The sequence below is a fragment of the Methanosarcina sediminis genome (genome assembly GCF_052056915.1).
GTDB lineage: Archaea > Halobacteriota > Methanosarcinia > Methanosarcinales > Methanosarcinaceae > MTP4.
In genome coordinates this window covers 3,916,238-3,942,570 of sequence record NZ_CP195119.1, presented here as the reverse complement: position 1 = coordinate 3,942,570, position 26,333 = coordinate 3,916,238, and the positions used below count along the sequence as shown (strand labels likewise).

The window sequence follows — 26,333 nt, the reverse complement described above, 5'->3', positions numbered from 1 at the left end:
ATCCGAAGAGGTAAAACAATGGGGGAAAAGAAACCGAACATCCTGGTCATCTGGGGAGATGATATAGGAATCAGTAACCTCAGCTGCTACAGCGACGGCCTGATGGGCTACAGGACACCTAACATCGATCGCATCGCAAATGAGGGCATAAGGTTCACCGACTCTTATGGGGAACAGAGCTGCACTGCCGGAAGAGCTTCATTTATCACCGGGCAGAGCGCTTTTCGTACGGGGCTGAGCAAAGTGGGGATGCCAGGGGCTAAACTTGGAATTCAGCCCGAGGACCCAACCATCGCCGAGCTTTTAAAAGCTCAGGGTTATGCTACGGGGCAGTTTGGAAAGAACCACCTTGGAGACAGGGACGAGCACCTGCCCACCAACCATGGTTTTGACGAATTCTACGGCAACCTCTACCACCTGAATGCTGAAGAGGAGCCTGAACACCCTGACTATCCGCCTGAGGAAGACTTTCCTGATTTCCGCAAGAACTACGCCCCGAGGGGTGTAATCCACAGCTACGCCGACGGCAGGATAGAAGACACAGGACCTCTGACCCGCAAGCGCATGGAGACCGTGGACCAGGAGTTCCTGGACGCAAGCATCGATTTCATCAAACGCCAGCACAATGCGGAAAAACCGTTCTTTGTCTGGTTCAACACCACCTGGATGCACTTCAGGGTCCATGTCCCGGAGAGGATAAGAGGGCAGTCCGGGCGCTGGCAGTCGGAATACCACGACGGCATGATCGAACACGACCGGCAGATAGGAGTGCTTCTGAATTTGCTGGACGAACTTGGCATTGCAGAGGATACCATCGTTGCCTACAGCACGGACAACGGACCCCATATGAACACCTGGCCCGACGCAGCCATGACCCCCTTCAGAAACGAGAAAAACTCCTGCTGGGAAGGGGCCTTCCGGGTGCCTCAGGCGATTAGATGGCCGGGAACGATCCCCGAAGGCGTGGTTTCCAACGAGATCGTAAGCCACCTGGACTGGCTGCCAACCTTCCTTGCAGCAGCCGGAGAGCCTGAGATCAAGGAAAAACTCAAAAAAGGCTACAGAGCAGGGGACAAAACTTTCAAAGTGCACCTTGACGGCTATAACCTGCTCCCCTACCTGACCGGGAAGGAGGAAAAGTCCCCGCGCATCGAGTTCTTCTACTTCTCCGATGACGGCGACCTGGTAGCTCTGAGGTACGATAACTGGAAACTTGTCTTTATGGAGCAGCGCGCCATCGGCACATTACAGGTCTGGGCTGAACCTTTTGTCCCCCTGCGCGTCCCGAAGTTGTTCAACCTGCGCACCGACCCTTATGAAAGGGCGGACCAGACCTCAAACATCTATTACGACTGGCTCCTCGACCATGCCTTCCTGCTTGTGCCTGCCCAGGGGGTCGTTGGAGACTTTCTGGCAACGTTCAAAGAGTTTCCTCCACGCCAGAAAGCAGCCAGTTTTACTGTAGACCAGGCAATGGAGAAACTTTTGAAGGGAATCGGAAGCACATGAACGTGGAGTTGGAAAGGGAACCGGACAGGAACTTTAAGGCTGACGTTTAACAGCTGACAGCGGGGGCAAGAAACAGGCAATTAGCAACCGGATTACACCGGATTACACCCACGTTACACCCAGGTCACACCCGGATTGCACCCGGCCTGTTAATTCCAGCAGTTACAATCCTGGCCTGAGCCCAACGCCTGTATCAAACCAGATTGGGGAAGACAGATATGAATCCAACAAGAAAACCGTGGCCTACTTCACTGATAATATTTGCAATCTGGGTTATCATCGTATTTGGTGGAGAACTGCTGCAGGTCGGGGGAAAGCCCACGCAGCTTGATGAACTGGCAAAAAACCAGATCATTTTCGGGGTGCTGGCTGCAGCGGTCTTTTTGTTAGGGGTTATTAGCTATTTGAAATGGTGGCCCCAGGTAGCGGGAAAAGGCCCGGATAATTTACGGGATTTGCGCTTGCTCTGGCTTCCTGCCCTTGTGCTTTTCCTTCTGCTGCTGATTTTATTGTTTACAGGCCTTCCACCAGGCACGGTGCTTATGCTCGTAATCATCAATACCCTGCTTGTCGGCATCAGTGAGGAATTGATGTACCGGGGAATATTGTTCCATGGGGCTTCGTCATCATTCGGGATCTGGCGTGCAGTGTGGATTACGGCGGTCCTTTTCGGGCTGGTCCATGCGTTAAACGGCTTTATCACCGGAAATTTCATGGCTGCGGCAGGCCAGGCTTTTTTCGCAGGGATGTTCGGGGTCTGGACAGTGGCTTTGCGGGTCCGCCTTGACACAATCATCCCGGTAATCATTATTCACTGGCTGTGGGATTGCCTGCTCTTTCTCACAGGTTTCCTTGGAGGAATGCTGGTCTTTCCCTTTGCCCTGGTACTGTTCATTTACGGCCTCTGGTTATTACGGGACTACCGGCACGGCAAAGGCGGTTTGCAGGAGGAGACAGTTTTAACCAAATGAGCCGCAAGGTGCCGGTTTTGAAGCTTTCTGAAATTGATTTTTAATTAATTTTCATATTTAAGGAGAGAAGCTGAAATGGATCTTGAGAGCCTTGATTTTTATGTTGTTTTTGACCTGTTTGTTTTGCTCCTGATCGGTATGGGCCCGAAAATCGCACTTGTACCTTTTCTGGACCTGACCTCAGGCATGGAAAAAGAGATGCAAAAGAAAGTGGCGGGAAAGATGGTAAAAACGGCTGTTGGGGTTGCCCTTGTCCTGGTCTTTCTGGGCTCGCTGCTGATGAGGCTCCTGCACTTTACCCCGGGAGCGGTATCCATCGCCGGAGGCATCATCCTGATGCTACTTGCCCTTCACATGCTGATCGGGGCCGGAGGATCGGAGGAACACAAAGAAAAAGCGGCTTCCCGGGACCCGATGCAGATGGCCCTCTATCCGCTGGCAGTGCCCTACCTGCTGAACCCGGCGGGAATTGCCGTACTGGTCACCGTTTCCGACCAGCTCGACTCAGTGCTCATGTTTGCTCTTGTAGCAGGGCTTGTCCTCCTTATGGGTGTGATCGACATGGCCGTATTCAAAAATCTGGACAAACTGGCAAAGCAACTGGACCCTTCCCGTTTGATGGTTACTGAGGCTGTTTTTGGCGTCCTGCTGGCTGCACTGGCGGTGCAACTGGTCCTTGACGGCCTGGAAACGCTAGGCATCATTTCCGGACTTCCGGGACATTAAAAGCTTCTAATTTCAACACCGGGGGAAATAAACAGAGATGTATAAAATGATATACATAAAAGTAAATTTATATTTACAGGCGAGTAAATGAATTAAAGATCGAAGCAGAGATCGAAGCAGAGATCGAAGCATTGAACCGCAAGCCAGGGAGTGGTCTTGCAGGTTCCGAAAGAATGGGGGGATAATAATACCTGAATTGATCGAATACGAGCCCGGAACACATTTTCCGGGTATTATCGGAAGGACACTTGACGAATCCTCACCTGCCTGGCCCAAACCGACAAGGGCCGGAGAGGGTGCACCGAATGTGATATATTTTATCCTGGACGACGTGGGCTACGGGCAGATGTCAGTTTTCGGGGGGCTCTGCAAAACACCCAACCTGGAACGGCTGGCGAAAAGGGGCCTGCGCTATACCAATATGCAGACCACGGCACTCTGCTCCCCTACCCGGGGCTGTGCACTGACAGGCAGGAACCACCATACCCTGGGGCTCTCCGCCATCACCGAACTGTCCATGGGCTACCCTGCACACAACGGGTACATGGGCTTTGAACACGGATTTCTCTCGGAAATCCTGCTGGAACAGGGTTACAACACCTTTGCAGTGGGCAAATGGCACCTGACTCCGCCGGAAGAGACGACCACGGCAGGCCCGTTCCACCGCTGGCCCCTGGGCCGGGGCTTTGAGCGTTACTACGGCTTTTTAGGGGGAGACACCGACCAGTGGCACCCCGACCTGACCTATGACAACCACCCGGTGCCGGTCCCCAAAACTCCCGAAGAGGGCTACCACCTTAACATCGACCTTGGGGACAAAGCTATCGAATTTATCAAGGACGCCCATCACAATGCCCCGGGAAAACCTTTCTTCCTCTACTATGCCACCGGAGCAGGACACGCCCCGCACCATGTCGAAAAAGAGTGGATAGATAAATACAAAGGCAAGTTCGATATGGGCTGGGACAAATACCGGGAGATGGTCTTCAAACGCCAGAAGGGGCTGGGGATCGTCCCGCCCGATGCGCTGCTCTCGAAACGTGATCCCGACGTGCCTGCATGGGACTCCCTTTCTGATACCGAAAAGAAAGTCTATGCCCGCCAGATGGAGGTCTTTGCAGCTTTCATTGAGCAGACTGATTACCATTTCGGCCGCATCCTTGACTTCCTTGAGGGGATCGAGGAGCTTGACAACACCCTGGTCATCGTACTTTCGGACAACGGCGCCAGTGCCGAGGGAGGGGTGCACGGGACTTTCAACGAGATGCTCTTTTTCAACAACGTGGAGGAGACCCTGGAAGACAACCTTGAACACATCGATAAATGGGGCAGCCCCGAGACCTTCAACCACTATTCCTGGGGCTGGACCTGGGCAGGAGATACTCCCTTCCGCCGCTGGAAGCGTGAGACCTACCGCGGGGGGATAAGCGACGCCTGCATTGTGTCCTGGCCGGAGGGCATCCGGGCAAGGGGGGAGAACCGCAGCCAGTACGCCCATGCGATTGACCTCGTACCCACGGTGCTCGAAGCCCTGGATACGGAAGCGCCCAAAACCATCCGCGGGGTACCCCAGTCCCCCATACAGGGCGTCAGTTTCGCCCACACCTTTGACGACCCCGATGCCCCGACAAAACACATTACACAGTACTTCGAGATGTTCGGACACCGTTCAATCTACCACGACGGCTGGAGGGCGGTCTGTCCCTTCCCGGGTTCAAGCTTTGCCGAGCCCCTGAAAGAGGGCTGGTTCTTCGGGATGCCCCTGAATACCAGGGTGTTAAAGGTGCTTGATTCCGAGGGCTGGGAACTCTATGATGTGACCGAAGACCCGGCTGAGATGAATAACCTGGCAAAAGAAAAGCCCGAGAAACTGCAGGAAATGGTCCAGCGCTGGTACACCGAAGCCGGCAAGTACGGGGTGCTCCCCCTGGCAACAGCAGCCATGGAGCGCATGAACGTGCCAAGGCCGACCATTGCACGCCCGCGCACGAAATACGTCTATTATGGAGGCGGAGCCCCGGTCCAGTTCTCTGCCGCCCCGAGGGTCTACAACAGGCCCTGGAGCATCACCGCCCGCGTGCTCATCCCCGAGGACGGGGCCGAAGGTGTCCTGCTCTCCCACGGAAACCGCCACGGAGGATACAGTTTCTACGTCAAGGACGGGCACCTGCATCACGTCCACAACTACTCAGGGCTTGAAAAGTTCAGGATAAGCTCGCCCGACCCTGTCCCGAAGGGGGAAGTCACCCTGCGCTACGAGTTTGAAAAGACAGGCGAACCCGATTTCAGTAAAGGAAAAGGTTCTGCGGGACGGAGCCAGCTCTACGTCAACGGCGAGCTTGTAGCCAGCAAGGACCTGCCTTACACCGTGCCCAACCTCTTTGGCATCATCGGGTTGAGCTGCGGTTACGATGCAGCCGACAGTGTCCACCCTGAAGAATACAGGGCACCATTCACTTTCACAGGCAGGATCAGGCAGGTTGAACTTGACGTCTCGGGGGAACTGATCAAAGACGATGAAGCTGACCTGAAACGGATGATGACCGAGCAGTAAATTTGTGTTTTGGTTTTCCGTGTCTAAGGCCCGGAAAAAGCATAGTTTGACAAGAAATTCAAACTGCTGAAAGTAGAAAGAAGAGAAGAGAAGAGATGAAACAATGACAAAGCAGGAACCAACAACTGAAAACAAAGCCCAGAAGACCGCCTTGAAGATCAGACCCCAGGTCCCGCCCCCGCCCGAGGGCGCCAGCGATGTATTGCGTGCTGCGGTCAGCAAGTCAGCAAGTGGCGAGGCGAGGTTTGGCGAAATTCCTCAGAGCGATGATGAATGGTTAGCGTTCATCGCGGCGTTTAACAACCCCCTTGTGGAAGGGATAAGGGGAATGGTTGCCCAGTCCCCGATCACCGTCGAACGGGATGAAATCGAGGGGGTTGCTGTCTACCATGTGATCCCGGACGAGATCGATCCGGTGCACAAGGATCACCTGTTCGTTCACATACACGGGGGCGCCTACATCCTCGGCGGCGGAGAAGCATGTGTGGGAGAAGCCATTGCTATTGCCCTCGGAACCAAGATGCGGGCGCTGTCCATAGACTACCGCATGGCGCCGAGACACCCCTATCCCGCAGCCGTAGATGATGTAGTGACCGTGTACCGGCACCTGATGAAACAGCGACCGGCACGGTCCATGGCCATGGGAGGCAGTTCGGCAGGCGGTGGTCTCACCTTGTCTGTGGTCCAGCGGCTTATCGAAATGGACGTCGATGTGCCTGGCGCGTTGTTCGTCGGCACACCGGGATCCGACTTGAGTGGGACGGGTGACACGTTCTACACCAACCAGGGGGTAGACCGCAACATCTCCACCTACAAAGGCATCATCGAAGCCATGGTTCGACTGTATGCGGATGGTCGCGATTTGAAAGACCCCTTGATCTCACCCATCTACGGCGACTTCCATGGGTTCCCACCCACCATTCTCGCAACAGGTACGCGTGACCTGTTCCTGAGCAACACCATTCGCACCCACATCAAACTCCGTCAAGCGGGTGCAGTAGCCGACATTCTCGTCTACGAAGGCGTGTCCCATGGTGACTACCTGCACGAGCTTGCTTCGCCGGAGTCACAGCACTTTCTTGAGGAGCTCGATCGGTTTTTCATCCAGCACCTGCAGTTCGCGCCAAAGACGGCGGCATTGATGATGGAGCGTATGAATTCAGCCTTGAACCTGAGCCTTGGATTGGATCGGAGCGAGTCACCGTAAATGACCACGCAGCTCCCGAAGGGGTTGGAATCGCGGAACCATTCGCCTGCGCCCTGTCAGATGAACCGCTGCCTACCAGGAGAATGACCCTCGAAGCGGATAACAGGTTCGATATCCGGGAACGCTGGTCCGGTGGCACGATCACCTTCCGGCTGGGCGATCGGTAAATTGTCCAGGAGCACTTCAAGCGTTCAGCGCCCGCGATTTTACTTCAAACTTCTGAAAGTAGAAAGAAGAGAAGAGAACAGACAGTGATCAGCACTCAAAATCAAAGAAAGGGGGTTCTCATGAACTTAATACATAGATTCTCAGCAGAGCTTATAGGTACTTTCTGGCTGGTCCTCGGAGGCTGCGGAAGCGCAGTTCTGGCGGCTGGCTTCCCGGAACTAGGCATCGGCTTTCTCGGTGTTGCCCTGGCTTTCGGACTTACCGTCCTGACAATGGCTTTTGCGATAGGGCACATCTCGGGCTGCCACCTCAATCCGGCGGTCACGGTAGGCCTGTTCGTAGGCGGCCGCTTTCCCGCAAAGGACATCGTCCCGTACATCATCGCACAGCTGGCAGGAGCCATCATTGCTGCGTTCGTGCTATCGATTATCGCCAACGGCCAGCCCGGTTTCGACCTGGTTGAAAGCGGTTTTGCGGCAAACGGTTACGGGGGACATTCACCCGGAGGGTATTCGTTGTCCGCAGCGCTGGTCTGCGAGCTTGTGATGACCTTCATGTTCCTCTTCATCATTCTCGGCTCGACCGACATCCGCGCTCCACCCGGTTTTGCGCCGATTGCCATCGGGCTTGGGCTGACCCTGATCCACCTGATCAGCATCCCGGTGACAAACACCTCGGTTAACCCGGCCCGCAGCACATCGCAGGCACTATTCGTCGGCGGCTGGGCAATTCAGCAGCTGTGGCTGTTCTGGCTGGCGCCGATAGTCGGAGGGGCTCTAGCCGGGATCGCATATCGTGCAGTCGGAGCCGAGGCTGAATCGGGTACGGAGGGATAAGGCTCAGAAAATACCCAGGGGTTTTACGCTGCGTTCTATAAAAATAATCCTGGCAGGGCAGCTGTAATTCACCTTTCCACAGCTATCCCGAAAACCTTTTTTCAATCTGCTTTCCAGGTACCGGCACTCTCACCGGTCGTCGAAGACGACCGGCTTTTCCATAAAATAACTTCAAAGACAAAAAATAGTATTAAAATGGCTGAGTATAGTATAGCAGAATGACTTAAAAAGTTATTAGAGTGACTGATAAAGTACAGCAGGATGACTTAAAAAGTTATTAAAGTGGCGGATTAAGTATAGCAGGCTGACTTAAAAAGTTATTTTGGCAACTGAACAAAGTACATTAAGATAACTTAAAAAATTATTGTGATTACTGAACAAAGTATAGCAAGATAACTTAAAAAGTCATTACAATAACTGAAAAAAGCACATAAACAACTAAAAAAACTTTTTCATCAATTTCTTCTCCGGTTTTCACATCGTGATCCTCTACGGGGCAGGATCTCGAAAGCAGGATGTTGAGAACAGGACAGAGAAGGCAGGATGGAAAATCAGGGTAAAGTCATCCTCCAGCAGTTTATTTTTCAAGCATTTTTTTCTATTGAATTAGAAAAGACCGCCCGCTGATGCGGGCGGTGAGAACCCCGGGAACAATATGAAGATAACGACCAGCCTTACACGGGTCAGGAATAGACCAGATCCCGGGGACCTTTTCCACAATACAACAGGATTTCAACGGAGCCGTTCAAAAGATCCTTTTAAACGTAACATTTAAAGGCTGCCTTAAATCAGCGGTAACTCTTCAGTAGCTTTTCCATGAAGTCCCAGACCTTTTCGATGGAAGGGATATAGATTTTCTCATCCGGGGAGTGGGGATACTTGATAGTCGGGCCTATGGAAATCATCTCCATGCCTCCATCGCAGTCCTCGCCGTCACTATTCTCTCCGTTGCTATTCTCTCCGTTGCTATTCTCTCCAGCAATATCACCGGAGTCCCCTTTTCCATCCCAAAGTCCGCATTTTGAGCCTATTACCCCGCATTCGAGCCCGGCGTGTACGACTTCTATGGAGGGGTCTTCTTCAAAAACAGACGTGTATGCCGCTTTGCACCTGGAAAGCAGGTCCGATTCAAGGTCAGGTTCCCAGGCAGGATAGCCGTTTTCATGCCGGACTTCGGCTGCTGCCAGTTCCGCCACGGCTTCGATCCTTCCGGTAATTTCGTCAAGCCTGGACATGACTGAACTGCGCTGGCTGGACAGGACTTCCACTTCATCGTCTCCTGTCCTCACAAGAGCAAGGTTGTTCGAGGTTTCCACCAGGCCCTGAATCCTGTCTGACATCCGGTAGACCCCGTGGGGCAGAGCGAGCAGCAGCTTGAGCAGCCCTGTGTCACTGCTTTCCGTTAGCACCCGGTCAAGGGGGACTTCCTTTTCGTGGATTTCGGTCTCGGTAATTTCGTAAATTACGCCCTTTTCGACTTCCTTAAGGTCCAGGCGGATATCCGGGTCGCTCCTGGCATACTCGGCCCTGAAAGTTTTCCCGAACCTTGAGACCAGCCCCTTTACCCGGTCGAGCTCGCTCCTTTTAAGCGCAAAAAAAGCCTCTGCAAAATTGGGGATCGAATTGTGAGTGCTCCCCCCATTCAGGGAAACGAGCCTGAGGCACCATGAGCCAGAGCCTGAACCTGCTTCCCCGGTTTTGTCCCGGATTCCTGCCAGGGTCCGGGCGAGCAGCCGGACAGCATTTGCCCGCTGCCTGTGGATCTCGACTCCTGAATGCCCACCCTTGAGGCCTTCAACGGAGAGCTTGAAGAACCCGAACCCGTTCGTGTAGTCGAAAGGCTCGTACTCTAAAGGCAGCGTAATCCGCGTATTCAGCCCTCCCGCACAGCCGACGGTAAAGACCCCTTCGTCCTCGGAGTCCATATTCAGCAGTACTCTGCCCTCAAAGAAACCCGGCTCAAGCGCCATTGCTCCGGTAATTCCGGTCTCCTCGTCCACCGTAAAGAGCAGCTCAAGCGGCGGATGCTCAATCTCCCCCGCCTTTCCGGCTTCTGCCAGGACCATGGCAATTGCAAGGGCAATCCCGTTGTCCGCGCCTATGGAAGTCCCGTTTCCCTTCAGCCAGTCTCCTTCATACACGCACTCGATCGGATCCCTTGAAAAGTCGTGGTCTGAGTCCTTACTCTTCTCGCAGACCATATCCATGTGCCCCTGCAATACAAGGGTCGGGGAATTTTCAAAACCCGAGGTCGCAGGGACCTTTATCAGCAAATTGTTCACGAGATCGCTTTTTACCTCAAAGGCCAGAGACCTGGCCCAGTCCTCAAGCCAGCGGGCTATTTTTTCTTCGTGCTTCGAGCAGCGAGGGATCCTGTCGATTTCTTCAAAAGTTTTAAGGATTTGCAGGGTTTTCGGGTGCATAGGAAATCAATTCCTGGTTATTCCGTTAAGTTCGGTATCCATATCTAGCTAGATATTAAAAATAAGGCATAAATAGCCACCTGAAAAGTATTCCCAGAATAAATATATTTATTTAAAAAAAGAAAATACTCCCCGGTCCGAAATCCTGAATCCAAGCCTGTAAAACCGGAATTAACCATGACCGGAGAAACAAATGCTTAGAATCAGACTCAGGGCAAGGGTTTTTCAATTAAGTTTCTTTCAAAAAGCCAAAGCGACGTGAATACTGCACCCCGCCGAGCTTGTCCGCTCGAAGAGCGGCTTACCCTTGAAGAAAAATAAAAAAGAGGCTTTATTTAAATGCTTGACAGGACTTATAACCTGAAACTTATGACCTGAAACTTATGACCTGAAACTTATGGCCTAATTCTTCCGTTTGGAATCCGTGCGTCCCTTAACTCTTAGCTCTTAGCTCTCACTCTCACCTTCTTCCAACCCATAATGCTTATTCAATATTTTGCGTGTATTGTAGGAAACTTTCACGTCCATTTCCTTTCCCGGCCTGTAATACGCAAGATGGTGTATCTCGTTACTCGGAGTCGGTTTTCCTTTCGCCCGGATCTTGAAGATCTTGGAAGCATGAAACTTGAATAGATAATTCACATAGTATGCCCGAAGCCCGGTCTCTTCCCGAAGCTCCCGGATTGCCGTCTGGATGCTTGCTTCCCCTTTCTTCGGTTTTCCTCCGGGCAGCCGGTAGTAACCTCCCGAACTGCTCACAAGCAGGACTCCCCTGTCAGTTTCAACTACTACAGAACCTCTCCGGTTGTCATATGCACTGGAAATAAGTGTTACCCCCTTAAAAAGATTGAATTCCCCTGGTTTATTACCTAATGATAGTTGTTTTTTCCGGAATTATTTAAAGCATTCGATAGGGCAAATTTTCTTGCTGGAAATCTCACTTTCTTAACAGAAATTATTATAATCAGAATACTGTTCTGGATCATTATTACTATTCTAAAATACCGTTGATTTTTAAGAAATGCATTTTTACGGACATTTAAAGCGAAAAAAGAGATATAAATACCCCGTTCTCAAGAAAAGATGTTTGGAGACTAGCATAAGGGATTAAAATAAGTATTTTAATATGAAACAATTTTTATAGAAATGGCTCTATTTATAATAACAAGTAACAATGCGATGAGAATCGCGATGGGAATTGCCATTGGAATCACAATGGAAATCATGATGAAAATCCGGCCTGCCTCCGGGGGGGAATGGCAGGCCGACTACTGATTGAGCTACTGATTGAGGGGGAATCAGGTTTTGACAGAAACAACAGACTTATTGATTTTCTGGGCTGTGGTCATGGCCCGTTTCCTGATCCCGCTCACCATTCCACGCTATCCCCTGCCGGGTGTGCTGGCTTCCCTGATCCTTGACATGGTAGACCAGACGATCTTCCAGCTTTTCACGGACCTGCCTCTGGAAGGGTACCAGGGATATGACAAGGCCCTTGACATTTACTACCTGAGTATAACCTACCTCTCGACCCTGCGAAACTGGTCGAACCTCTACGCCTTCAAGCTGGACCGCTTCCTCTTCTACTACCGGCTTGTGGGGGTTGCAATCTTCGAAATCGTACACCTGCGCTACCTGCTGCTTATTTTCCCGAACACCTTCGAGTACTTCTTCATCTTCTACGAAGCCGTCCGCCTGAAATGGGACCCGAAGGTGCTGACAAAAAGCAAATTGATAGCCGCAGCAGCCCTTATCTGGGTTTTCGTCAAGATACCCCAGGAATACTGGATCCACGTCGCCCAGATGGACACCACCGACTGGATAAGAGCAAATCCCTCCAACGCCCTGATCCTGGTTGCCTATGCTGCGTTCCTGCTCGCCATGGCCTGGCTGCTCCTCAGGGATCTCCCTCCTGCCCGGAAAGGCCTGGAATTTGCCGCCCTCCCCGTTGCAGCCGCTCCGGTAGTCGCCCCTCTCCCGGAGGCCATCAAAAAGGAGCGGGAACGCCTTATTAACAAACAGGTGCTCGAGAAGATCGCGCTGATCTCCCTCCTGACCATCATCTTCGCCCAGATCCTTCCGGGAGTGCGGGCAAACAACATCCAGCTATCCATTGCCGTGGCCATAATCATCATAATAAACACGGCACTGAGTCACTGGCTTGCCCGGCACGGAAGGCACTGGAGTTCCATCGTCAGGGAATTTATCGTGATGTCCCTGGTAAACACCGGCATCGTCCTCCTCCTGGACTTCTTCAGCCCCAGGTACGAAGGCTCAATCGACCTAGGGAACACGCTCTTCTTCATCCTGCTCCTGACCCTGATCGTCACCCTCTACGACCGTTACTGGCAGCTCCATATTAATAATAATTCCAAGAACGCCAGTAAAGAGGGAGAAAACTATTAATTTTTGTCAGGAAAAGCTCATATTCTACAGTATATTCTCTACCTGGCATTTTTTTGCTGAAGGGGCTTCAAGCATTAGTGCTCTTCATCTCAAGGGAAATAGATTTTTCCGATCTGGATATTTATATCAGGAACGAGTTTCAGGATTTGCAACTTTAGCTTTAAGGAGACATGACATGAAAGAAAATTTGGATCTGAAATGGTCTGACCTGAAAAAGACCCTTCAGGACGCAGACCAAAAAGAGCTTCTTCACATCATCAAAGATCTTTACAAGCTTTCCGAGAAAAACAGGATGTTTCTGATGGCAAGGTGCATGGACCTGAAAGTTTTGGATGGGGTTCTGAATACTTACAAGCAGGTCATAAAGGATGATTTTTTCCCGAAAAGGGGGTATGGGGCACTCAGGTATTCAGTTGCTGAAAAGGCGATTAAAGACTATTCGGAAGCTTCAGGGGATTTTGCAGGGACGATGGAATTGATGTTTTTTTATGTGGAAAACGGGGTGGAATTTACCAGTAAATACGGAGACATAGATGAGGATTTCTACATCAAAATTTACGGTATGTTGGAAAAGTTCTGCACCCAGCTAAAAACACCTGAAGGCAAAGCACTTTATGCTCTTTTCAGGGAAAGGCTTTTTGAGATCCACAGGAAAACAAGAGGAATGGGATGGGGGTTCGGAGACGGGATAAAGCTGTGTGTGAAGGAAATGGAAGAGTTTTTTGAAGAAGATTAAAGGGATTCGTAAAAAAACTTCAGGTGACTTTTCATGGCAAAAGAAGATTCCGTAAAATGGCCGGAAGTGGAGGAAATCCTGCAGAAAGCCGAGAAAAAGGAACTCATCAGTCTTATTCGGGAAATGTATACAAGTTCGGCTGGAGACCGCATGCTCATTAATTCCAGATACCTGGGAGAGAGAGTAAAGAAGAAAAAGAGTAAGCTGCTGGAAGAACACCGGAAAATCATAAGAGGTGAGTTCCCGCCAGAAAATGAATCAGGGAAAATCCGCCACGCTGCAGCGGAAAGGGCTATCAGTGACTATTCGAATGCTTCGGGGGACTTTGTGGGGACCCTGGACCTCATGCTTACATACGTTGAAGGAGGAATCCGGTATGCCAATATTTTCGGAGCCGCAGACGATGAATTCTATGACAATATCGAAGGAATGCTGGAAAGGTTTTGTGAACTCTTAAAAACTAAGGAGGGACAGAAATATTATCCTCATTTCAGGGAACGGCTTGCTAATGCCTGCAGGGATTCAGAGCACATCGGATGGGGTTTCGAAGAGGTAATTTGTGTCCTTGTAGGGGATATTGAAGAGTTTTTTGAGGGAGAGCAGAAAGATACAGCAGAATGACACGTAACTCAAAAAACTTCAGGTGACTTTTCGTGGCAAAAGAAACTTCCGTAAAATGGTCTGAAATGAAGAAAATCCTCCAGGATACTGATAAAAAAGAGCTCATCGACCTCATCAGAGACCTGTACAAACGGTCGGCTGACGACCGCAGGTTTATCACTGCCAGGTACATGGATGCGATTGATGGAGACCTGAAGGACAAGATGCTGGAGAAGTACCGGGAAATTATTGTAAACGAGTTTTTCCCGGAAAGAGGAGAAGAGAAATTACGTTATTCGGTGGCCAAAAAAGCCATCACTGATTACTCGAAAGCTTCCGGGGACCCGGAAGGGACGCTGGACCTTATGCTCACATATGTGGAAAACGGGGTTGAATACACCAATACTTATGGGGACATTAACGGACAGTTCTATCGAAACATTTACGGAATGCTGTCAAAAGTCTGTGACCTTCTCTGGGACAAAACGGAACTGTACCCATTGTTCAGAAAGCGGCTGTTTAAGGTCTGCCAGGATTCACGCAATATCGGTTGGGGATTCGGGGATATAGTGTATGACACAATCATAAATTTCAAGCTCAATTTTGAGGGTGAGTGAATGGAGTTTGGGGAGTCAGAGGAATTAGAGTAGTTAAAGGAATCCAAAGATTAAGGGGGAGAATATGGCAAAAGAAGATTCCGTAAAATGGTCTGAGGTAAAAAATTCCCTTAAAACGCTTGACAAAAAGGAACTCATCGACCTCATCCGGGACCTTTACAGGCACTCGACTGAGAACCGCCGGATAATTATTTCAAGGCAGCCGGAGGAAAAAAAGAGCGACTGGGTATTGGAGAGTTTCCAGCAGGTGATCAGGAATGAGTTTTTGTCTGACAATGATTTTGGAGGGCTTCGGTCGGACGTGGCGAGGAAAGCTATCCTGGATTACTCCGAAGGCTCGGGAGATCTCGCAGGGACAATGGAACTGATGATTCTTTTTTTGGAAAACGTTGTTGAGTTTATCAAGGAATATGGGGACATTGATGAGGAATTCTACGATGCAGGGTATGAAATGCTCAGGAAGTTCAGCGAACTTCTCAAAACCCCGGAAGGACAGGGTTTCTACCCCCAATTTAAAGAAAGGCTGTTCAAACTCCGCAGGGAATCGGACGATTTCGGCTATGGGTTTGGGGATGACATCGCCTCTTATGTGGAAGACGTTGAAGATTTTTTTGAAGAAGACCAGCAATGAGGAAGGATTCTGGTAAGGTATGGCAGAAGAAGCAACTTTAAAATGGTCAGAGTTGAAGAAATATTTACAAGATGCGGGTCAGAAAGAGCTCATCGAGCTTGTCCACGACCTGTACAAACAATCGGTTGACAACCGCAGGTATGTCACTGCCAGGTACACAAAGGGAGAAGGTGACAGTGAAATTCTGGAGGCTTACCGGAAAATAGTCGTAAACGTTTACTTCCCTGCACGTGGAGCGGCCAGTAAACCTCGCTATTCGGTGGCAAAGAAAGCTATCAACGATTACTCAAGGGCTTCCGGAGACATTAGAGGGACAATGGACCTGGCAATTACCCTTGTGGAAAACGTGCTGAGATACATCCGCGAGTTTTCAGGAATTGGAGAAGAATCTTACGCTGGCGGATCTGAAATGATGGAAAAATTCTGTAAGCTGATAAAGACTGAAGAAGGGCAGAAATTTTATCCTTACTTCAGGGAAAGGCTGCAGAAAATATACAAAGATTCGAAGAATGGGCCTTACGGGATCGCTACCATCGAGGATTACATATCTGATCTGGAAGACTACTTTTTCGAAGGGGAATTAAAGGACAACTGACGCTTGTTCATAGAGCAAGTCTTTGACAACGTGGGATTAAGTTTCACATGTAAAAAATCTCCAAAACTCTTCGACCACCTGAAATCCCCCTCACTCCCACAAGTAATTTTTTATATATCAAATTCAAATTTACAAGCATGGACGCCTTCTGGTCCCGATCCAATACCCTGGGCGCAAGACAGCGAGCCTTCTCATGGCGAATAGACACCAGGGGGAACATTTTCATCAAAAGGAAGTTCCGGAACCACCGCTTCCCCAGGATTGACAAGATCAGTTACAACCACCTGAACAGGCTCGATGAGTTCATGCGGGACAGGGAATGGAAGGACCTGGCAAACAACGCCGTAAACCTGTACAGGGGAAGGGAAAAAGAGGGGATAGGAAAGTTCCTGTACCGGATGAGGCCTGAGGTCCCTTACGCCCAGCTCTCGAGCCAGCTCGGGGCTATTTTTTACCAGTCGGAAGTCTGGGAGTGGAACGAGCAGAGAAGGGGAATGAAGTTCCTGCTCCTGGAAGGGAACTGGCAGGAAAAGACGGTTGAGTATTACCGGAGTTCGCTGGAACAGGTCCCTGACCCGAAGTTCGAAAACAGTTCATGGAGCCGGTTTTCGAATAGGAGAGAGACTGAAGAAAATGTGGAGCAGACGATGCTCTCTACTTTTTTTAGATTTTGAGTTAAGTTAAGGGCTTCTGTAAGCAGGCTTCCAAACCTGAAAACGGTTAGAACAACTGGAAAAAACTGGAAACAATTGATAACAATTGCGGTCAGTTAAAAAATGATTGGTGAGTGGATACTACGCCAGCAACCTGCTCCCTACCCATTTCGCACAAGGAGTAGACGAAGAATCCCCCACTCAGCTTGCTTCAATCTCTAACTCGATACCTCCGAACCTTCCCGCAATGAAGTTGTATATGATTCCTATAAGCAAGCCTGCGATTACTCCCATAATCCCATAAAACACAATGATGAATAAGACTACAGCTGCACCTGAAACAGAAGTTGTTTGAGCCGCAATAAGGAAAAAGAAGGGCGAGAATACAAGCGACAAAATCATGTACATAAGACCGAGGACTTTTCCAAGGGAAACACTGTTTATAGATTTGATATGTGCCATAAGAACCATCTCAAAAAGATAATCTAAATGATGCAGTATCCTTCATAAAAAATTACCCTGTAAAGACGATCCATAATTCTGCTTATGTTAATACAATCCGGGAAGATTTATAGAAAGGTAGAAAGCTTGAGCCCTCTGAGGTTCAGGATTTTTGGTCTTGAAGGAAAACATAAATGGGTTTTGCGGATTATTTATGAGAAAACAGGGCAGCGTAGATGGTGTATCAAACCTGTCATTCCCACTTGCAAAGCAAGTGGCTTTTCCCATGAAAATGGATAATAAAACAAAAAATATTTCATAAACAGGGGACCAATTTTTAAAAGCGTAGAAATTCAGGAATGTGTTTAAGATATCTCTATTTTCTATTATTTTTCATAGTCAGGGAAAGGCCGCTCGCCTCGGGCGAGCGTGGCTGCTGCTGAGATTAAGAACTTGATGGTTTCACGGGTTTGATCCCAAAATCACAAACCTGCACATCCCTCAGATCTCCACCTTTCCCTTTTACTCCGAATATATGCTTTCAAGCACCTTCTCCACCAAGTCCCCTATCAATGGCAAACTGAACTTTTTCCCCCTGAAAGCCTGGTACATCAGGAAGAGCCACAGGAAAATGGGGAGAATGCTTAAAAACAGGACACTGCTTAAAAGCTGCGTGAAGATTTCGGCTGGCGCATAAAGGGAAAGGTAAACAAGCGATATGGGGTTGAGGTTAATTGTCAGGTATGCCACGAAGCCGAACTCTCCGAAAAAAGATTGCAGGATACTGAGAATGACGGAAAGGACCACGAATGCTATAACGGATTGTAGCGCATGGAACCTGACGAATTTACTTTTAGTTTCGAGAACGAAGAAAAGCAGGCCTGTTAACCAGGTGAGCGTGTAAGACAGGACGGCTTCGGTGTTTTCGTTCAAACCCATTGAAGTCCCGGAAGTTGTCTTAGAAACCGGCTTAGACATTTGCTGTTCACTGTCCAGTAAAGACCCCCCAATAAAGTAGCATAGAATTGGCTTTCAATTGCTATAATTATTATAATTACTTGATTATACAAAAAGGATTACCCGATGTACAAAAATAAGAGTGTAAAATAAGGGGAGTGTGGAGATCGAATTTTCAGCTTGCTTTTTACACTCTGGAACTCAGTTTCCTGTAGTTGTCCACCAGTTTTTCAATAGGGAACTCTTTTCCGTGGCCCGGGTAAAAGGTCGCACAGCTTGTTTCGGCAAGCTTTTCCCAGCTTCTTAAAAGCTGTTTTTCATTGTTGGCAAAGGGAGGGAAAACGGTCCAGGGCATTACGTTGAAAAGCGTGTCCCCTACAACCGCATCTTCGTTTTGCAGGATTACGGAAATCGAACCTTTGGTATGGCCCGGCGTCGGGATGACTTTTGCCTTTACTCCGGGAAGGTATTTTTTCAGGTCGTACTCGCCTTTGACTACGATGTCCGCTTTTACGGGAGGATATTTTGCTTTTGAGGACAGAAGGCCATTTGCCAGTCCGGATATGATTTTCGAAAACCACATGGTACCTTTCGGAAACGGGGTGTATCCCCTTTCCAGGTTCCCGGCTTCGGCTTCGTGGACCAGGACTTTTGCCCCGCTACGGTCCCTGATTTCGGCCAGGCAGCCTACGTGATCGTAGTGGGTGTGGGTGAGGATGATAAGATTGATGTCGGGGAATTTCAGGTTCTTTTGATCGAGGACTGCTTCAAGGTTCTTAATTTTACCGCCGCAGCCGGCATCGACCAGGACTGCTGAACCTCCGGCTGTGAGGAGGTAGGCGTTGGAATTGCCCATTGGAACGGCATTCAGGGTATAGGATTTTTCCGGGGGCATGGTTTTGAACTCCTGGATATGATTCTGTTTAGTGATAATGTTCAACGATAATGGTTAGCAATAATGTTCAACGATAATGGTTAGCAATAATGTTTAGGAATACATATGAACTTAATTTTTAAGCCATCCTTTTTATATCTTTTTACTTTTTTTGAAACTATTTAACCAAAATTTTACCGAATAAATAAGAAGAAAAATTCAAGTTCATCCGCATTGGCCGGAATACGAGGGGAACCAAACTATTTAAAAAAATCGGCATTCCATAAGTAAATATAGTAGTACTGTGAGAAATGGTAAAAAAAGGCTTATAGTTCAGGGGTAGTTTAGCGAGATGGACGGTATCAGTTTTTTCATTTATTCATTCATGTCACTTTTTGTAGTCGTAAGCCCCATCAGTGCAGTCGTGACCTTCATCTCCCTGACCAGCAAAATGACCTTCGAGGAAAAGAATGAGATAGCAAATAAATCCATTGTGCTGGCCTTCCTTATAGCCCTCTTTTTTGCATTCGCAGGGAACATAATCCTCGAACTCTTCAGCATCAATGTCGATTCCCTGAGGGTTGCCGGGGGAATCCTGCTCTTCAGCATTGCCTTTGATATGATGAATGCCAAGATTTCCTCAGAAAGAATAACGGAAGAAGAGATCAAACAGTCTGAAGAAAGGGAAGACATATGGGTTTTTCCGATAGCCCTTCCACTCCTGTCCGGGCCAGGGACGATCAGTGCAGTAATCGTGCTGATGGGCAGTGCGGGAGGAGTCGACCAGAAATTGATTATAGTCCTGGCAATTGTCCTTACTTTTGCAATCTGCCTTGTAATCTTCCGCTTCTCCAGAAGGATTCACAAGATTATCGGCTACAACGGAATGCTGGTCTTCACAAGGCTCATGGGGCTCTTCCTTGCAGCCCTTGCAGTGGACCTTGTTTCCACAGGGGCACTGAATATCGTAAGAAACATCTGACCTCAACTTACTTTTTTTACGAGGAACTTTTTCGCAGGGGACTTTTTACTGCTGGCCGTTCCCGTTATACCAACGGCTCACGTACTCGATTAGCTTGCTGCCGGTAAGCCGTTCACTGGACGGTCCGATCCGGATGTAAAACTCCTCGTCTTTTTTGTTTGGCGTCATGAAGACGGCTTCGTCACTTTTCCGGCAGTCGACTTCAAGGATCTTTTTGCCGCCTACCGGGACCAGGCTGTATTCGATCAGGGGGGCGTAGTCCAGGCCAATGTGCTGTTTGATGAGCTGCTTGAAGTGGAGGAGGAACTTGTCTTCGTTCGGGAAACCTTCGTTTTCGATTCCCAGGACTTCCCCGTCGTTGGAGACGCCAACAAGAAGGACCCCCCCGTCGGTGTTCAGGTAGGCGACTATGGTCTTGAGGACAGCATGCTCGATATTCCAGTCCGGCTTGCCTGACATAAGGTTCATACGGAGCGTGGACTTGAACTCCAGTTTCTTGCTCTCGCCCCTGCGGATGAGTTCCAGGACATAGTCGGAGTCGTTTGCAAGCTGGACAGCTTCCCGGATATGGACGATTTTCTCCTCGATGTGAGCAAGGTCCTTGGGATAGGTGGATAGCCTGCACTCGAAAACTCTCAGCTGGTCCATTAGCTCTTTTATCAGACCCTTGACCTTAAGAACCTCTTTCTGGGTCTGCAGGTCCGGAAGGTAGAGCCTGCTGTGGGAAAGGGAATTGATGTCAACAGGAGGAAGCGCAGCCAGGGAATCCCCAGCTCCTGAAACCGCAACTGCCCCTGAGCTGTCTCCTTCCCCTTCAAAAACATCCGAATAGACTTCTCCATAGACCTCTGCAACTGAGCTGGCAGATGAAAAAGAAGCGCCCTCCGCACAAGTCTCATCCGAAACAGCATCTTCCAGCAGTTTTTCCTCTGAAAGGGAATCCGGCCTGCGGATGAAGCCCCTGGCTTCCCAGGCTTTCCGGATCTTTCGGCCCAGGGGGTTGTTCAAAAAGTCTTCAAGGTATTCTGCACTTGCTTTTTCCGGATCGAGGACAAGCTGGATGTAAGCCGAGGGCTCCGCCTCTGCGAGGAAAGACAGGGAAGAAACAGCGTTTACGCCATCTGAAAGGGGGAGGTAAAGGGTGTTTTCCAGTTCCCTGAACCTACTTTCCAGTAATGGGTCAGGAAAATTGATGTCAAGTGTAAGTTCCGATAAGTTTGTAGCTCGCAGCCCGTACTGGTTGCATAAGGAATCGATTTCTTTTTCGACCATGGTTAATCGGGGGTAAGGGTTTTCGAGTTATTATTAACGAATGGTTAATGCCGTTTTAATACTCATATAGTTTTTTCTTTTCAAATTACTTAAAAATTTCATTTTATACCGGGTAAAAAAGCCTAAACAACCGCAATAACCGTGAAAAAATTGAGCAAAAAAGTGAAATGTTGAATATTGGAAAATATCAGGAAATCAGAGAATTGGATATAGAGAATTTGATACAGAGAATTTGATACAGAGAATTTGATACAGAGAATTTGATACAGAGAATTTGATACAGAGAATTTGATACAGAGAATTTGATACAGAGAATTTGATACAGAGAATTTGATACAGAGAATTTGATACAGAGAATTTGATACAGAGAATTTGATACAGAGAATTTGATACAGAGAATTGGGTAAAAATAAAGAAAAGGAAGGAAAGAAGGAGGAGAAACTTCCCTTCCCGAAAATATCCGAATCCGAAAATATCCGAATCTGGAAATACCCGGATCCTGTTCTTTACTTTGCTTCCGCTTCCAGAAGCCCTATAAGTTCATCAAGGGCTTCGAGATGCTCTTTTTTGCCCAGGTTCCCGAAGGAGACCGAGGCGTTCTGGATGTAATTGCGGTCTATCGCTATCGTCTTTATGGAACTGAAGTTCCTGAGCCCTGAGAGCACCTGGTTGATGTAATATTTTTTGTGGGCAAGCACTATGATGGTATCATAGCTGCCGTTGCCGTCCAGGCCGGGCCATTCGGGATCGGGCAGGTAAAAGCCCAGGGCGTGGAGGTTGATGTAGCGGGCATCCACGTCCTTTCCCACAAAAGCGGGCATTGAACTCCCGGTGGCTGCAATAGGAAGATTTAAGGTTCTGGAAATTGCGATGATGCGTTCCAGAAGCCCCTGTTCGGCTGCGGCTGTCCCCACCACAAGGAGGGGACGCTTTGCTTTTGCGATCATCTTCGCTGCAACTGCCGGGGTTACGGTCCTGGAAGTCGTTACCCCGTAGCTCGTGAAGACTTTGGTGTTTTTTGTCGTGTCGACCATTTTTCAGCTCTCCTACTCTCTCCTACTCACTCCTGCTCTCTCCTTGCTTATTCCGAAGCTTTCGAAGCCTGTCCGGCTTCTCCCGGCTGTTTGCAGAGTCTTTTGAGGTTGGTAGGCTGGGCCGAGACGTCGAACTTCGTTTCAGGGCCAGAGAGGATCTTCTTTTTGTCCCAGTCAATCTTCCAGCCGTGCTCGGATTCCAGGAGTTTCAGGAACTCTTCACGGCGGGAGAGGGGAAGGTCGCTTTCGGTCCGGACGAACCTCCACCAGTCGTAGGGAAGGATTCCCAGGTACTTTTCGGAAAGCTCGATGTAGTGAGTAAGCTTGATCATCCGTCCCATGTTGTTGTCGGAAGGCCGGATGCAGGCTTTTGCAAGCATCGGGACGGATTCCTGCCAGCTCTCTGCGGTGATGAGCAGGAACTCCGGGGCAGGGGGAATCTTCATTTTCTCCCCATTCCGGGCATCGTAGACTTCCCACTTCTCCTCGGCGTAGGGCTTTGCGATAAGAGCTCTCCTGTACTTGGAACCGTGGGGCCCGAGCACAGCCGGGATCCCGAGCATGTTGCAGCCGGTCCCGATGGAAGCGGCTTTCTGGGAATAGGCTCCCCAGGCAAGGCCGACCGCGCCAACCCGGTTCAGGATGTAGTCCGAAATCTCCTCAAGGTTGCCTCCAAGGTTCCTCCTGGCAAAGATCGCAGCCACTTTCTCGGCGGTACCCGTGATGTGGGAGTTCGAGACACAGGAACCCATGTTCAGGCAGCCGCCTCTCTCGAACCTGCCGGAGAAGCGTTCGTAAAGGCTCTTTCCCTCCTCATCTTTGAACATGCCAAGGTCCATTGCCGCACAGCCACTGGCAAGCACGATGTAGTTCCTTTTCAGGAACTCTTCGGCGATGTTATAGACGTCCTTGCTGCCCTCGCCATAGTTCGGACAGCCGATTATCGCAACGACGCCGGGGGTAGTGCCCATAACAAGGTTCACGCCCTCAGCCCGGATTTCCGCATCCGTAACCTGACCCCTGCCGGCCCTGACAAGGCTTTTTTCCTCACTTATGACCTTCTTCGAAGCCGCTTCGATCATGCTGAGAATCGGGATCTGCTTTCTGCAGACCTGTTCACAGCGGCCGCAGCCAATGCACTGGTCGTGGAGGGCTTCGAGAGCCGTAAGATCTCCGGCACGGGCAAGTTCCATGGCTTCCGGGATATCCAGTTCCTCGGGGCAGGCAATCCGGCATTCCCCGCAGAGGGTGCAGCGGGAAAGTTCTTTTTCAAACTCTTCTTCGTCCGGAAGGCCGGAAATTCCCTCCGCTTTCCTGACCGCAGCCATTTCCATGGCAAGCCTCGGCCCGAGTTCCCCGAGCTTTTCGTAGTCGAGCACGACTGCCCCGGCTTCTTTTCCACTCCTGAGCTCCTCTATGACGGCATCCACACTCTCATTCGAGCGGTTCGGAAGCCCGTACATGATCTTTTCGTTGGAAGCGATAACCGGGATCTGGAGTTTTGAAGCTTCGGCTACGATATCCCCTCTCACGCACTGCTCGTCCACAACAATGACATCCGGGACCCCTGACCGGATGATCTTGAGTTCCTTTGCCATGGAACCCACGACCTTTGCGTAGGGTTCCCTTCTTCCGGCTTCCTTGTACCTGGTCATGTCAAGGGCGGTACAGCAGAGCCCTACAAGCTCGACTTTGTCCGTAAGCCCGTACGTTTCCATGTAGTCCATCATGTAGGTAACACCGGCAACGTTGTGCCCGATGGCAAGCAGCACCGGTTTCGAAGAATCGATGCTTCCAAGCCCGATTTCCACCAGGGGAGCGTCCGGGTCGGATTTCGGGAACTCGTACCCGGAAACCTGGGCGATATCGGAAACTTCCATGCCCACGTGGTCAAGCAGCCCTGAAAAGAGGGCTTTTGCGTCATAGTCGATTTCCGCACTCTCCTGCCCGGCATGCACGGTTGCAAGGAGCTGGGTAAGCTGTTCTTCCACATACTCCATTGCGTGCTGCAGGTCCCCGAGGGTCTTTGGGGAAAGCCCTGTTATCATTTCGATGTTCGGGGTCATAACGTCCGAAGCCCCCGGAGCTACCGGATAGTCCCTCCCGATGGTCTCGGTCAGGTGGTCAAGGAGATGTCTCCCGTGGGCTGCATGGCAGGCTGTCCCTGTTATCACCCGCAGGAAAAACTCCCTGCCGGTATGCCCCTTCATATCGATTCCGCAGGCACCTCTTTTGTTGCCCCCGAGGTCACAGGGGCCGTATGTGCAGTAGCAGCACTGGTCACACATGGGAGTGAGCACAGGTTCGTAGCGCTCAAGCAGGTTAAAGCCCCACTCCCTGAGGTCGGCCATTCCTGGCTTAGGAGTTGGCCCCATCTTTTCGGCAGTGATCCCCGAAAGGTCCTCTGCCGCCCCCACTATACTCTTAATCGTAATCTGGAGAGATTCCAGATTTTCAACGGAAAAAGTACCGGTCTTAAGTTTACTCATCGTTTTCTCCTCTGGAGTCCTTCCGGCGCCCAGCAAGCCAGGTAGGACCTTCACATGAAGTTAGCATTCTAATGAATACGGATTTTATGAGTATCGTTCCCGCGAATGTTGTGTTCACGAATGTTGTGTTCACGAATGTCGATTTCATGAATGTCGTTTTCATGAACATTGATCTCATAAAAATTGCCGAAATAATTATCACGATTTATAGTGATAATAAGGCAAGCACCATTATTTACTTTATTAATATAAATCTGTTGATTAACATATAAAAATTAAAACAGATTGAACCAATAAAACAGAAACGAAAAGCAGTTCGTGTAGTTACGAATTAATAGTTCCTTTTTAAAAAAAATAAAAAACCACGATCAACCGCCGTGGCACTTCAGGTGATTACGTCCTTTTGGAGGTATGCATTCGGACATATTAGTTACTTTAGCTGTCCAGTTTTAGCTGTCCAGTTTTAGCTGTCCAGTTTTAGCTGTCCAGTTTTAGCTGTTAGCTGCTTCAGCGCTTCGGACCCTTTAAGATCAGGCTTTTACCTGCCCAACAGTTGCTGTGGAGAGCGTGGAAGATGCGGATACGGACGTGGTACAGCCGCATTTCCTGCAATAATAAAACGTATTCGAACCGAGTACCTGCTTTTTTAGTGAGGTACCACACCTGCTGCATTTTGCGGGAAACCCAAGCATATTGTATCTCTCCCGTATTTTAATTAAAGATCATTATCGGTTCAAATCTTGCTGTTTCCATTCTTGTCCAGCAGCCGCAGACCTGGCAATACTGGAATTCCCCGAAACAGTCGTTCTTCAGCTCGGAGTCACACTCCGGACATTTTTTCAGCAATCCCGTGTATCTTCCCCCCTTTTTACAGCTTTTTCAAGCTTTTTTGAGGATTTTTCATTTGTCACTTTTGGACAAACTCGTATTTTACATTCAGACTCCATAAGTACCACTCGTCGCATATAGATTATCCAGGGATGCCATAGAAAATCCATAGAATACTATATTTCAAACAGATTTTCCCCAGAAATTATTGATTAAGAAACTTGAAGGCATTACAGGTGTCAAAGTTGCAACACATTTTCCGGACCTGAAAAAATAATTCCAAAAAGCGTTTTTTAGCATTCTCAACCCCCACCCTCAGGTTGAAAAGCCAGCCTGTTTTACGTGCTTTGCGTACACTTTGCGTATTTTGTCTTACTCATAAATCATTATTGGCCCGAGCCTTGCGCTTCCTTTTCTGGTCCAGTACCCGCAGACGGTGCAGTACTGGATATCTTTTCCGGGATCTTCTTTCAATTCAGAGTGACATTCAGGACAAAATTTCAAACTACCCATTTCAAATCCTCCATTTTATAGGACTTTCCGGACACTTCCCTGATGCCCGGTATTGAGATACTCTGGAACAAAATACATCCCCGATAAACCCCCAGGAACCGTTATAGAGAGTTTCGGAATGTGAGAGTTTTGGAATATTTTCAGACATTTATATAGATGGATTCCCTTAAATACCTTTGCAAAATATTTAATGAATCCCCGATATTTAGAAGCCGTTAAAGATTTGTTTACAAATTTTAACGCTTTTTAGATATTTTTTGTTCCTAAAAAAATAATTTTTTGATACAGTGAGGACTTTCCCGATTTGAACT

The 26,333-nt window shown here is 49.2% G+C and carries 26 protein-coding genes; 16 read left to right on the top strand and 10 right to left on the bottom strand.

Translation table 11 applies throughout. The annotated features are described in order from the left end of the window. The first annotated feature begins 18 nt into the window (after positions 1-18). The 6 genes from ACSAZK_RS17325 to aqpZ all read left to right on the top strand — a co-directional run bounded on the left by ACSAZK_RS17325 (position 19) and on the right by aqpZ (position 7,971). Positions 19-1,509 carry an arylsulfatase gene (locus tag ACSAZK_RS17325; protein ID WP_440955263.1) on the top strand — a complete coding sequence of 497 codons (1,491 nt, stop codon included), beginning with the start codon at positions 19-21 and terminating at the stop codon, positions 1,507-1,509. A 218-nt stretch (positions 1,510-1,727) separates the two neighbouring features. Then, positions 1,728-2,480 carry a lysostaphin resistance A-like protein gene (locus ACSAZK_RS17320; protein ID WP_440955262.1) on the top strand — a complete coding sequence of 251 codons (753 nt, stop codon included), beginning with the start codon at positions 1,728-1,730 and terminating at the stop codon, positions 2,478-2,480. A 75-nt stretch (positions 2,481-2,555) separates the two neighbouring features. Next, entirely contained in the window at positions 2,556-3,206 is a 651-nt protein-coding gene (locus ACSAZK_RS17315; protein ID WP_440955261.1) for a MarC family protein, read from the top strand. Between the two features lie 196 nt (positions 3,207-3,402). Then, positions 3,403-5,760: a sulfatase-like hydrolase/transferase gene (locus ACSAZK_RS17310; protein WP_440955260.1), complete on the top strand. Its 2,358-nt coding sequence runs from the start codon at positions 3,403-3,405 to the stop codon at positions 5,758-5,760. Positions 5,761-5,863: 103 nt separating this feature from the next. Continuing rightward, on the top strand, positions 5,864-6,967 hold the full coding sequence (locus ACSAZK_RS17305; RefSeq protein ID WP_440955259.1) for an alpha/beta hydrolase fold domain-containing protein: 1,104 nt from the start codon (positions 5,864-5,866) through the stop codon (positions 6,965-6,967). Between the two features lie 287 nt (positions 6,968-7,254). Further along, the gene (gene aqpZ / locus ACSAZK_RS17300; RefSeq protein ID WP_440955258.1) at positions 7,255-7,971 is read left to right on the top strand and encodes an aquaporin Z; all 717 of its coding nucleotides are present in this window, start codon (positions 7,255-7,257) and stop codon (positions 7,969-7,971) included. Between the two features lie 788 nt (positions 7,972-8,759). Here the strand turns inward: aqpZ and ACSAZK_RS17295 are convergent. Together ACSAZK_RS17295 and ACSAZK_RS17290 are read right to left on the bottom strand one after the other, a co-directional pair. Continuing rightward, entirely contained in the window at positions 8,760-10,394 is a 1,635-nt protein-coding gene (locus tag ACSAZK_RS17295; protein ID WP_440955257.1) for an aminoacyl-histidine dipeptidase, read from the bottom strand. Between the two features lie 447 nt (positions 10,395-10,841). Next, the gene (locus tag ACSAZK_RS17290) at positions 10,842-11,219 is read right to left on the bottom strand and encodes an NUDIX domain-containing protein (RefSeq protein WP_440957055.1); all 378 of its coding nucleotides are present in this window, start codon (positions 11,217-11,219) and stop codon (positions 10,842-10,844) included. Between the two features lie 321 nt (positions 11,220-11,540). On the opposite strand from ACSAZK_RS17290, the gene ACSAZK_RS17285 reads away from it, so the two are divergent. From ACSAZK_RS17285 to ACSAZK_RS17250, 8 genes are all read left to right on the top strand, one after another. Beyond that, positions 11,541-11,669 carry a hypothetical protein gene (locus ACSAZK_RS17285; RefSeq protein WP_440955256.1) on the top strand — a complete coding sequence of 43 codons (129 nt, stop codon included), beginning with the start codon at positions 11,541-11,543 and terminating at the stop codon, positions 11,667-11,669. 30 nt (positions 11,670-11,699) lie between these two features. After that, positions 11,700-12,800 carry a hypothetical protein gene (locus ACSAZK_RS17280; protein WP_440955255.1) on the top strand — a complete coding sequence of 367 codons (1,101 nt, stop codon included), beginning with the start codon at positions 11,700-11,702 and terminating at the stop codon, positions 12,798-12,800. A gap of 175 nt (positions 12,801-12,975) precedes the next feature. Further along, entirely contained in the window at positions 12,976-13,536 is a 561-nt protein-coding gene (locus tag ACSAZK_RS17275) for a DUF6155 family protein (protein ID WP_440955254.1), read from the top strand. Between the two features lie 33 nt (positions 13,537-13,569). Further along, positions 13,570-14,157 (top strand): hypothetical protein, encoded by a 588-nt coding sequence (locus tag ACSAZK_RS17270; RefSeq protein ID WP_440955253.1) that lies wholly within the window; start codon positions 13,570-13,572, stop codon positions 14,155-14,157. A 32-nt stretch (positions 14,158-14,189) separates the two neighbouring features. Continuing rightward, positions 14,190-14,753 (top strand): DUF6155 family protein, encoded by a 564-nt coding sequence (locus ACSAZK_RS17265; RefSeq protein WP_440955252.1) that lies wholly within the window; start codon positions 14,190-14,192, stop codon positions 14,751-14,753. Between the two features lie 64 nt (positions 14,754-14,817). After that, a complete protein-coding gene (locus tag ACSAZK_RS17260; RefSeq protein WP_440955251.1) occupies positions 14,818-15,384 on the top strand; it encodes a hypothetical protein in 567 nt (188 codons plus the stop codon). A gap of 19 nt (positions 15,385-15,403) precedes the next feature. Continuing rightward, complete coding sequence (locus ACSAZK_RS17255) at positions 15,404-15,979, top strand: DUF6155 family protein (protein ID WP_440955250.1); 576 nt, start codon at positions 15,404-15,406, stop codon at positions 15,977-15,979. Positions 15,980-16,116: 137 nt separating this feature from the next. Then, entirely contained in the window at positions 16,117-16,653 is a 537-nt protein-coding gene (locus ACSAZK_RS17250; RefSeq protein WP_440955249.1) for a hypothetical protein, read from the top strand. Positions 16,654-16,833: 180 nt separating this feature from the next. Here ACSAZK_RS17250 and ACSAZK_RS17245 read toward each other — a convergent pair whose 3' ends face one another. After that, positions 16,834-17,094 (bottom strand): hypothetical protein, encoded by a 261-nt coding sequence (locus ACSAZK_RS17245; protein WP_440955248.1) that lies wholly within the window; start codon positions 17,092-17,094, stop codon positions 16,834-16,836. Positions 17,095-17,251: 157 nt separating this feature from the next. Between ACSAZK_RS17245 and ACSAZK_RS17240 the strand changes: the two genes are divergently transcribed. Beyond that, positions 17,252-17,395, top strand: coding sequence for a hypothetical protein (locus tag ACSAZK_RS17240; RefSeq protein ID WP_440955247.1), 144 nt, complete (start codon positions 17,252-17,254; stop codon positions 17,393-17,395). Between the two features lie 200 nt (positions 17,396-17,595). Here ACSAZK_RS17240 and ACSAZK_RS17235 read toward each other — a convergent pair whose 3' ends face one another. Beyond that, positions 17,596-18,051: a DUF4870 domain-containing protein gene (locus ACSAZK_RS17235; RefSeq protein WP_440955246.1), complete on the bottom strand. Its 456-nt coding sequence runs from the start codon at positions 18,049-18,051 to the stop codon at positions 17,596-17,598. Between the two features lie 166 nt (positions 18,052-18,217). Beyond that, entirely contained in the window at positions 18,218-18,925 is a 708-nt protein-coding gene (locus ACSAZK_RS17230) for an MBL fold metallo-hydrolase (RefSeq protein ID WP_440955245.1), read from the bottom strand. A gap of 331 nt (positions 18,926-19,256) precedes the next feature. Here ACSAZK_RS17230 and ACSAZK_RS17225 point away from each other — a divergent pair, with 331 nt between their 5' ends. After that, complete coding sequence (locus ACSAZK_RS17225; RefSeq protein WP_440955244.1) at positions 19,257-19,886, top strand: MarC family protein; 630 nt, start codon at positions 19,257-19,259, stop codon at positions 19,884-19,886. A 45-nt stretch (positions 19,887-19,931) separates the two neighbouring features. Here ACSAZK_RS17225 and ACSAZK_RS17220 read toward each other — a convergent pair whose 3' ends face one another. From ACSAZK_RS17220 to ACSAZK_RS17200, 5 genes are all read right to left on the bottom strand, one after another. Next, positions 19,932-21,158, bottom strand: a complete 1,227-nt coding sequence (locus ACSAZK_RS17220) for an AlbA family DNA-binding domain-containing protein (RefSeq protein WP_440955243.1) — start codon at positions 21,156-21,158, stop codon at positions 19,932-19,934. A gap of 506 nt (positions 21,159-21,664) precedes the next feature. After that, the gene (gene cdhB, locus ACSAZK_RS17215; protein WP_440955242.1) at positions 21,665-22,192 is read right to left on the bottom strand and encodes a CO dehydrogenase/acetyl-CoA synthase complex subunit epsilon; all 528 of its coding nucleotides are present in this window, start codon (positions 22,190-22,192) and stop codon (positions 21,665-21,667) included. 47 nt (positions 22,193-22,239) lie between these two features. Beyond that, positions 22,240-24,681, bottom strand: a complete 2,442-nt coding sequence (gene cdhA, locus ACSAZK_RS17210; protein WP_440955241.1) for a CO dehydrogenase/acetyl-CoA synthase complex subunit alpha — start codon at positions 24,679-24,681, stop codon at positions 22,240-22,242. Positions 24,682-25,211: 530 nt separating this feature from the next. After that, positions 25,212-25,373: a hypothetical protein gene (locus ACSAZK_RS17205; RefSeq protein WP_440955240.1), complete on the bottom strand. Its 162-nt coding sequence runs from the start codon at positions 25,371-25,373 to the stop codon at positions 25,212-25,214. 508 nt (positions 25,374-25,881) lie between these two features. Then, positions 25,882-26,022: a hypothetical protein gene (locus ACSAZK_RS17200; RefSeq protein WP_440955239.1), complete on the bottom strand. Its 141-nt coding sequence runs from the start codon at positions 26,020-26,022 to the stop codon at positions 25,882-25,884. Between the last annotated feature and the right edge of the window lie 311 nt (positions 26,023-26,333).

Bases quoted from the DNA above. Each gene is read 5' to 3' on its own strand.
- ACSAZK_RS17325 (WP_440955263.1), top strand. From the start codon at position 19: ATGGGGGAAAAGAAACCGAACATCCTGGTCATCTGGGGAGATGATATA.
- ACSAZK_RS17320 (WP_440955262.1), top strand. From the start codon at position 1,728: ATGAATCCAACAAGAAAACCGTGGCCTACTTCACTGATAATATTTGCA.
- ACSAZK_RS17315 (WP_440955261.1), top strand. From the start codon at position 2,556: ATGGATCTTGAGAGCCTTGATTTTTATGTTGTTTTTGACCTGTTTGTT.
- ACSAZK_RS17305 (WP_440955259.1), top strand. From the start codon at position 5,864: ATGACAAAGCAGGAACCAACAACTGAAAACAAAGCCCAGAAGACCGCC.
- aqpZ (WP_440955258.1), top strand. From the start codon at position 7,255: ATGAACTTAATACATAGATTCTCAGCAGAGCTTATAGGTACTTTCTGG.
- ACSAZK_RS17295 (WP_440955257.1), bottom strand. From the start codon at position 10,394: ATGCACCCGAAAACCCTGCAAATCCTTAAAACTTTTGAAGAAATCGAC.
- ACSAZK_RS17285 (WP_440955256.1), top strand. From the start codon at position 11,541: ATGGCTCTATTTATAATAACAAGTAACAATGCGATGAGAATCGCGATG.
- ACSAZK_RS17275 (WP_440955254.1), top strand. From the start codon at position 12,976: ATGAAAGAAAATTTGGATCTGAAATGGTCTGACCTGAAAAAGACCCTT.
- ACSAZK_RS17270 (WP_440955253.1), top strand. From the start codon at position 13,570: ATGGCAAAAGAAGATTCCGTAAAATGGCCGGAAGTGGAGGAAATCCTG.
- ACSAZK_RS17260 (WP_440955251.1), top strand. From the start codon at position 14,818: ATGGCAAAAGAAGATTCCGTAAAATGGTCTGAGGTAAAAAATTCCCTT.
- ACSAZK_RS17255 (WP_440955250.1), top strand. From the start codon at position 15,404: ATGGCAGAAGAAGCAACTTTAAAATGGTCAGAGTTGAAGAAATATTTA.
- ACSAZK_RS17250 (WP_440955249.1), top strand. From the start codon at position 16,117: ATGGACGCCTTCTGGTCCCGATCCAATACCCTGGGCGCAAGACAGCGA.
- ACSAZK_RS17245 (WP_440955248.1), bottom strand. From the start codon at position 17,094: ATGGCACATATCAAATCTATAAACAGTGTTTCCCTTGGAAAAGTCCTC.
- ACSAZK_RS17235 (WP_440955246.1), bottom strand. From the start codon at position 18,051: ATGTCTAAGCCGGTTTCTAAGACAACTTCCGGGACTTCAATGGGTTTG.
- ACSAZK_RS17230 (WP_440955245.1), bottom strand. From the start codon at position 18,925: ATGCCCCCGGAAAAATCCTATACCCTGAATGCCGTTCCAATGGGCAAT.
- ACSAZK_RS17225 (WP_440955244.1), top strand. From the start codon at position 19,257: ATGGACGGTATCAGTTTTTTCATTTATTCATTCATGTCACTTTTTGTA.
- ACSAZK_RS17220 (WP_440955243.1), bottom strand. From the start codon at position 21,158: ATGGTCGAAAAAGAAATCGATTCCTTATGCAACCAGTACGGGCTGCGA.
- cdhB (WP_440955242.1), bottom strand. From the start codon at position 22,192: ATGGTCGACACGACAAAAAACACCAAAGTCTTCACGAGCTACGGGGTA.
- cdhA (WP_440955241.1), bottom strand. From the start codon at position 24,681: ATGAGTAAACTTAAGACCGGTACTTTTTCCGTTGAAAATCTGGAATCT.
- ACSAZK_RS17205 (WP_440955240.1), bottom strand. From the start codon at position 25,373: ATGCTTGGGTTTCCCGCAAAATGCAGCAGGTGTGGTACCTCACTAAAA.
- ACSAZK_RS17200 (WP_440955239.1), bottom strand. From the start codon at position 26,022: ATGGGTAGTTTGAAATTTTGTCCTGAATGTCACTCTGAATTGAAAGAA.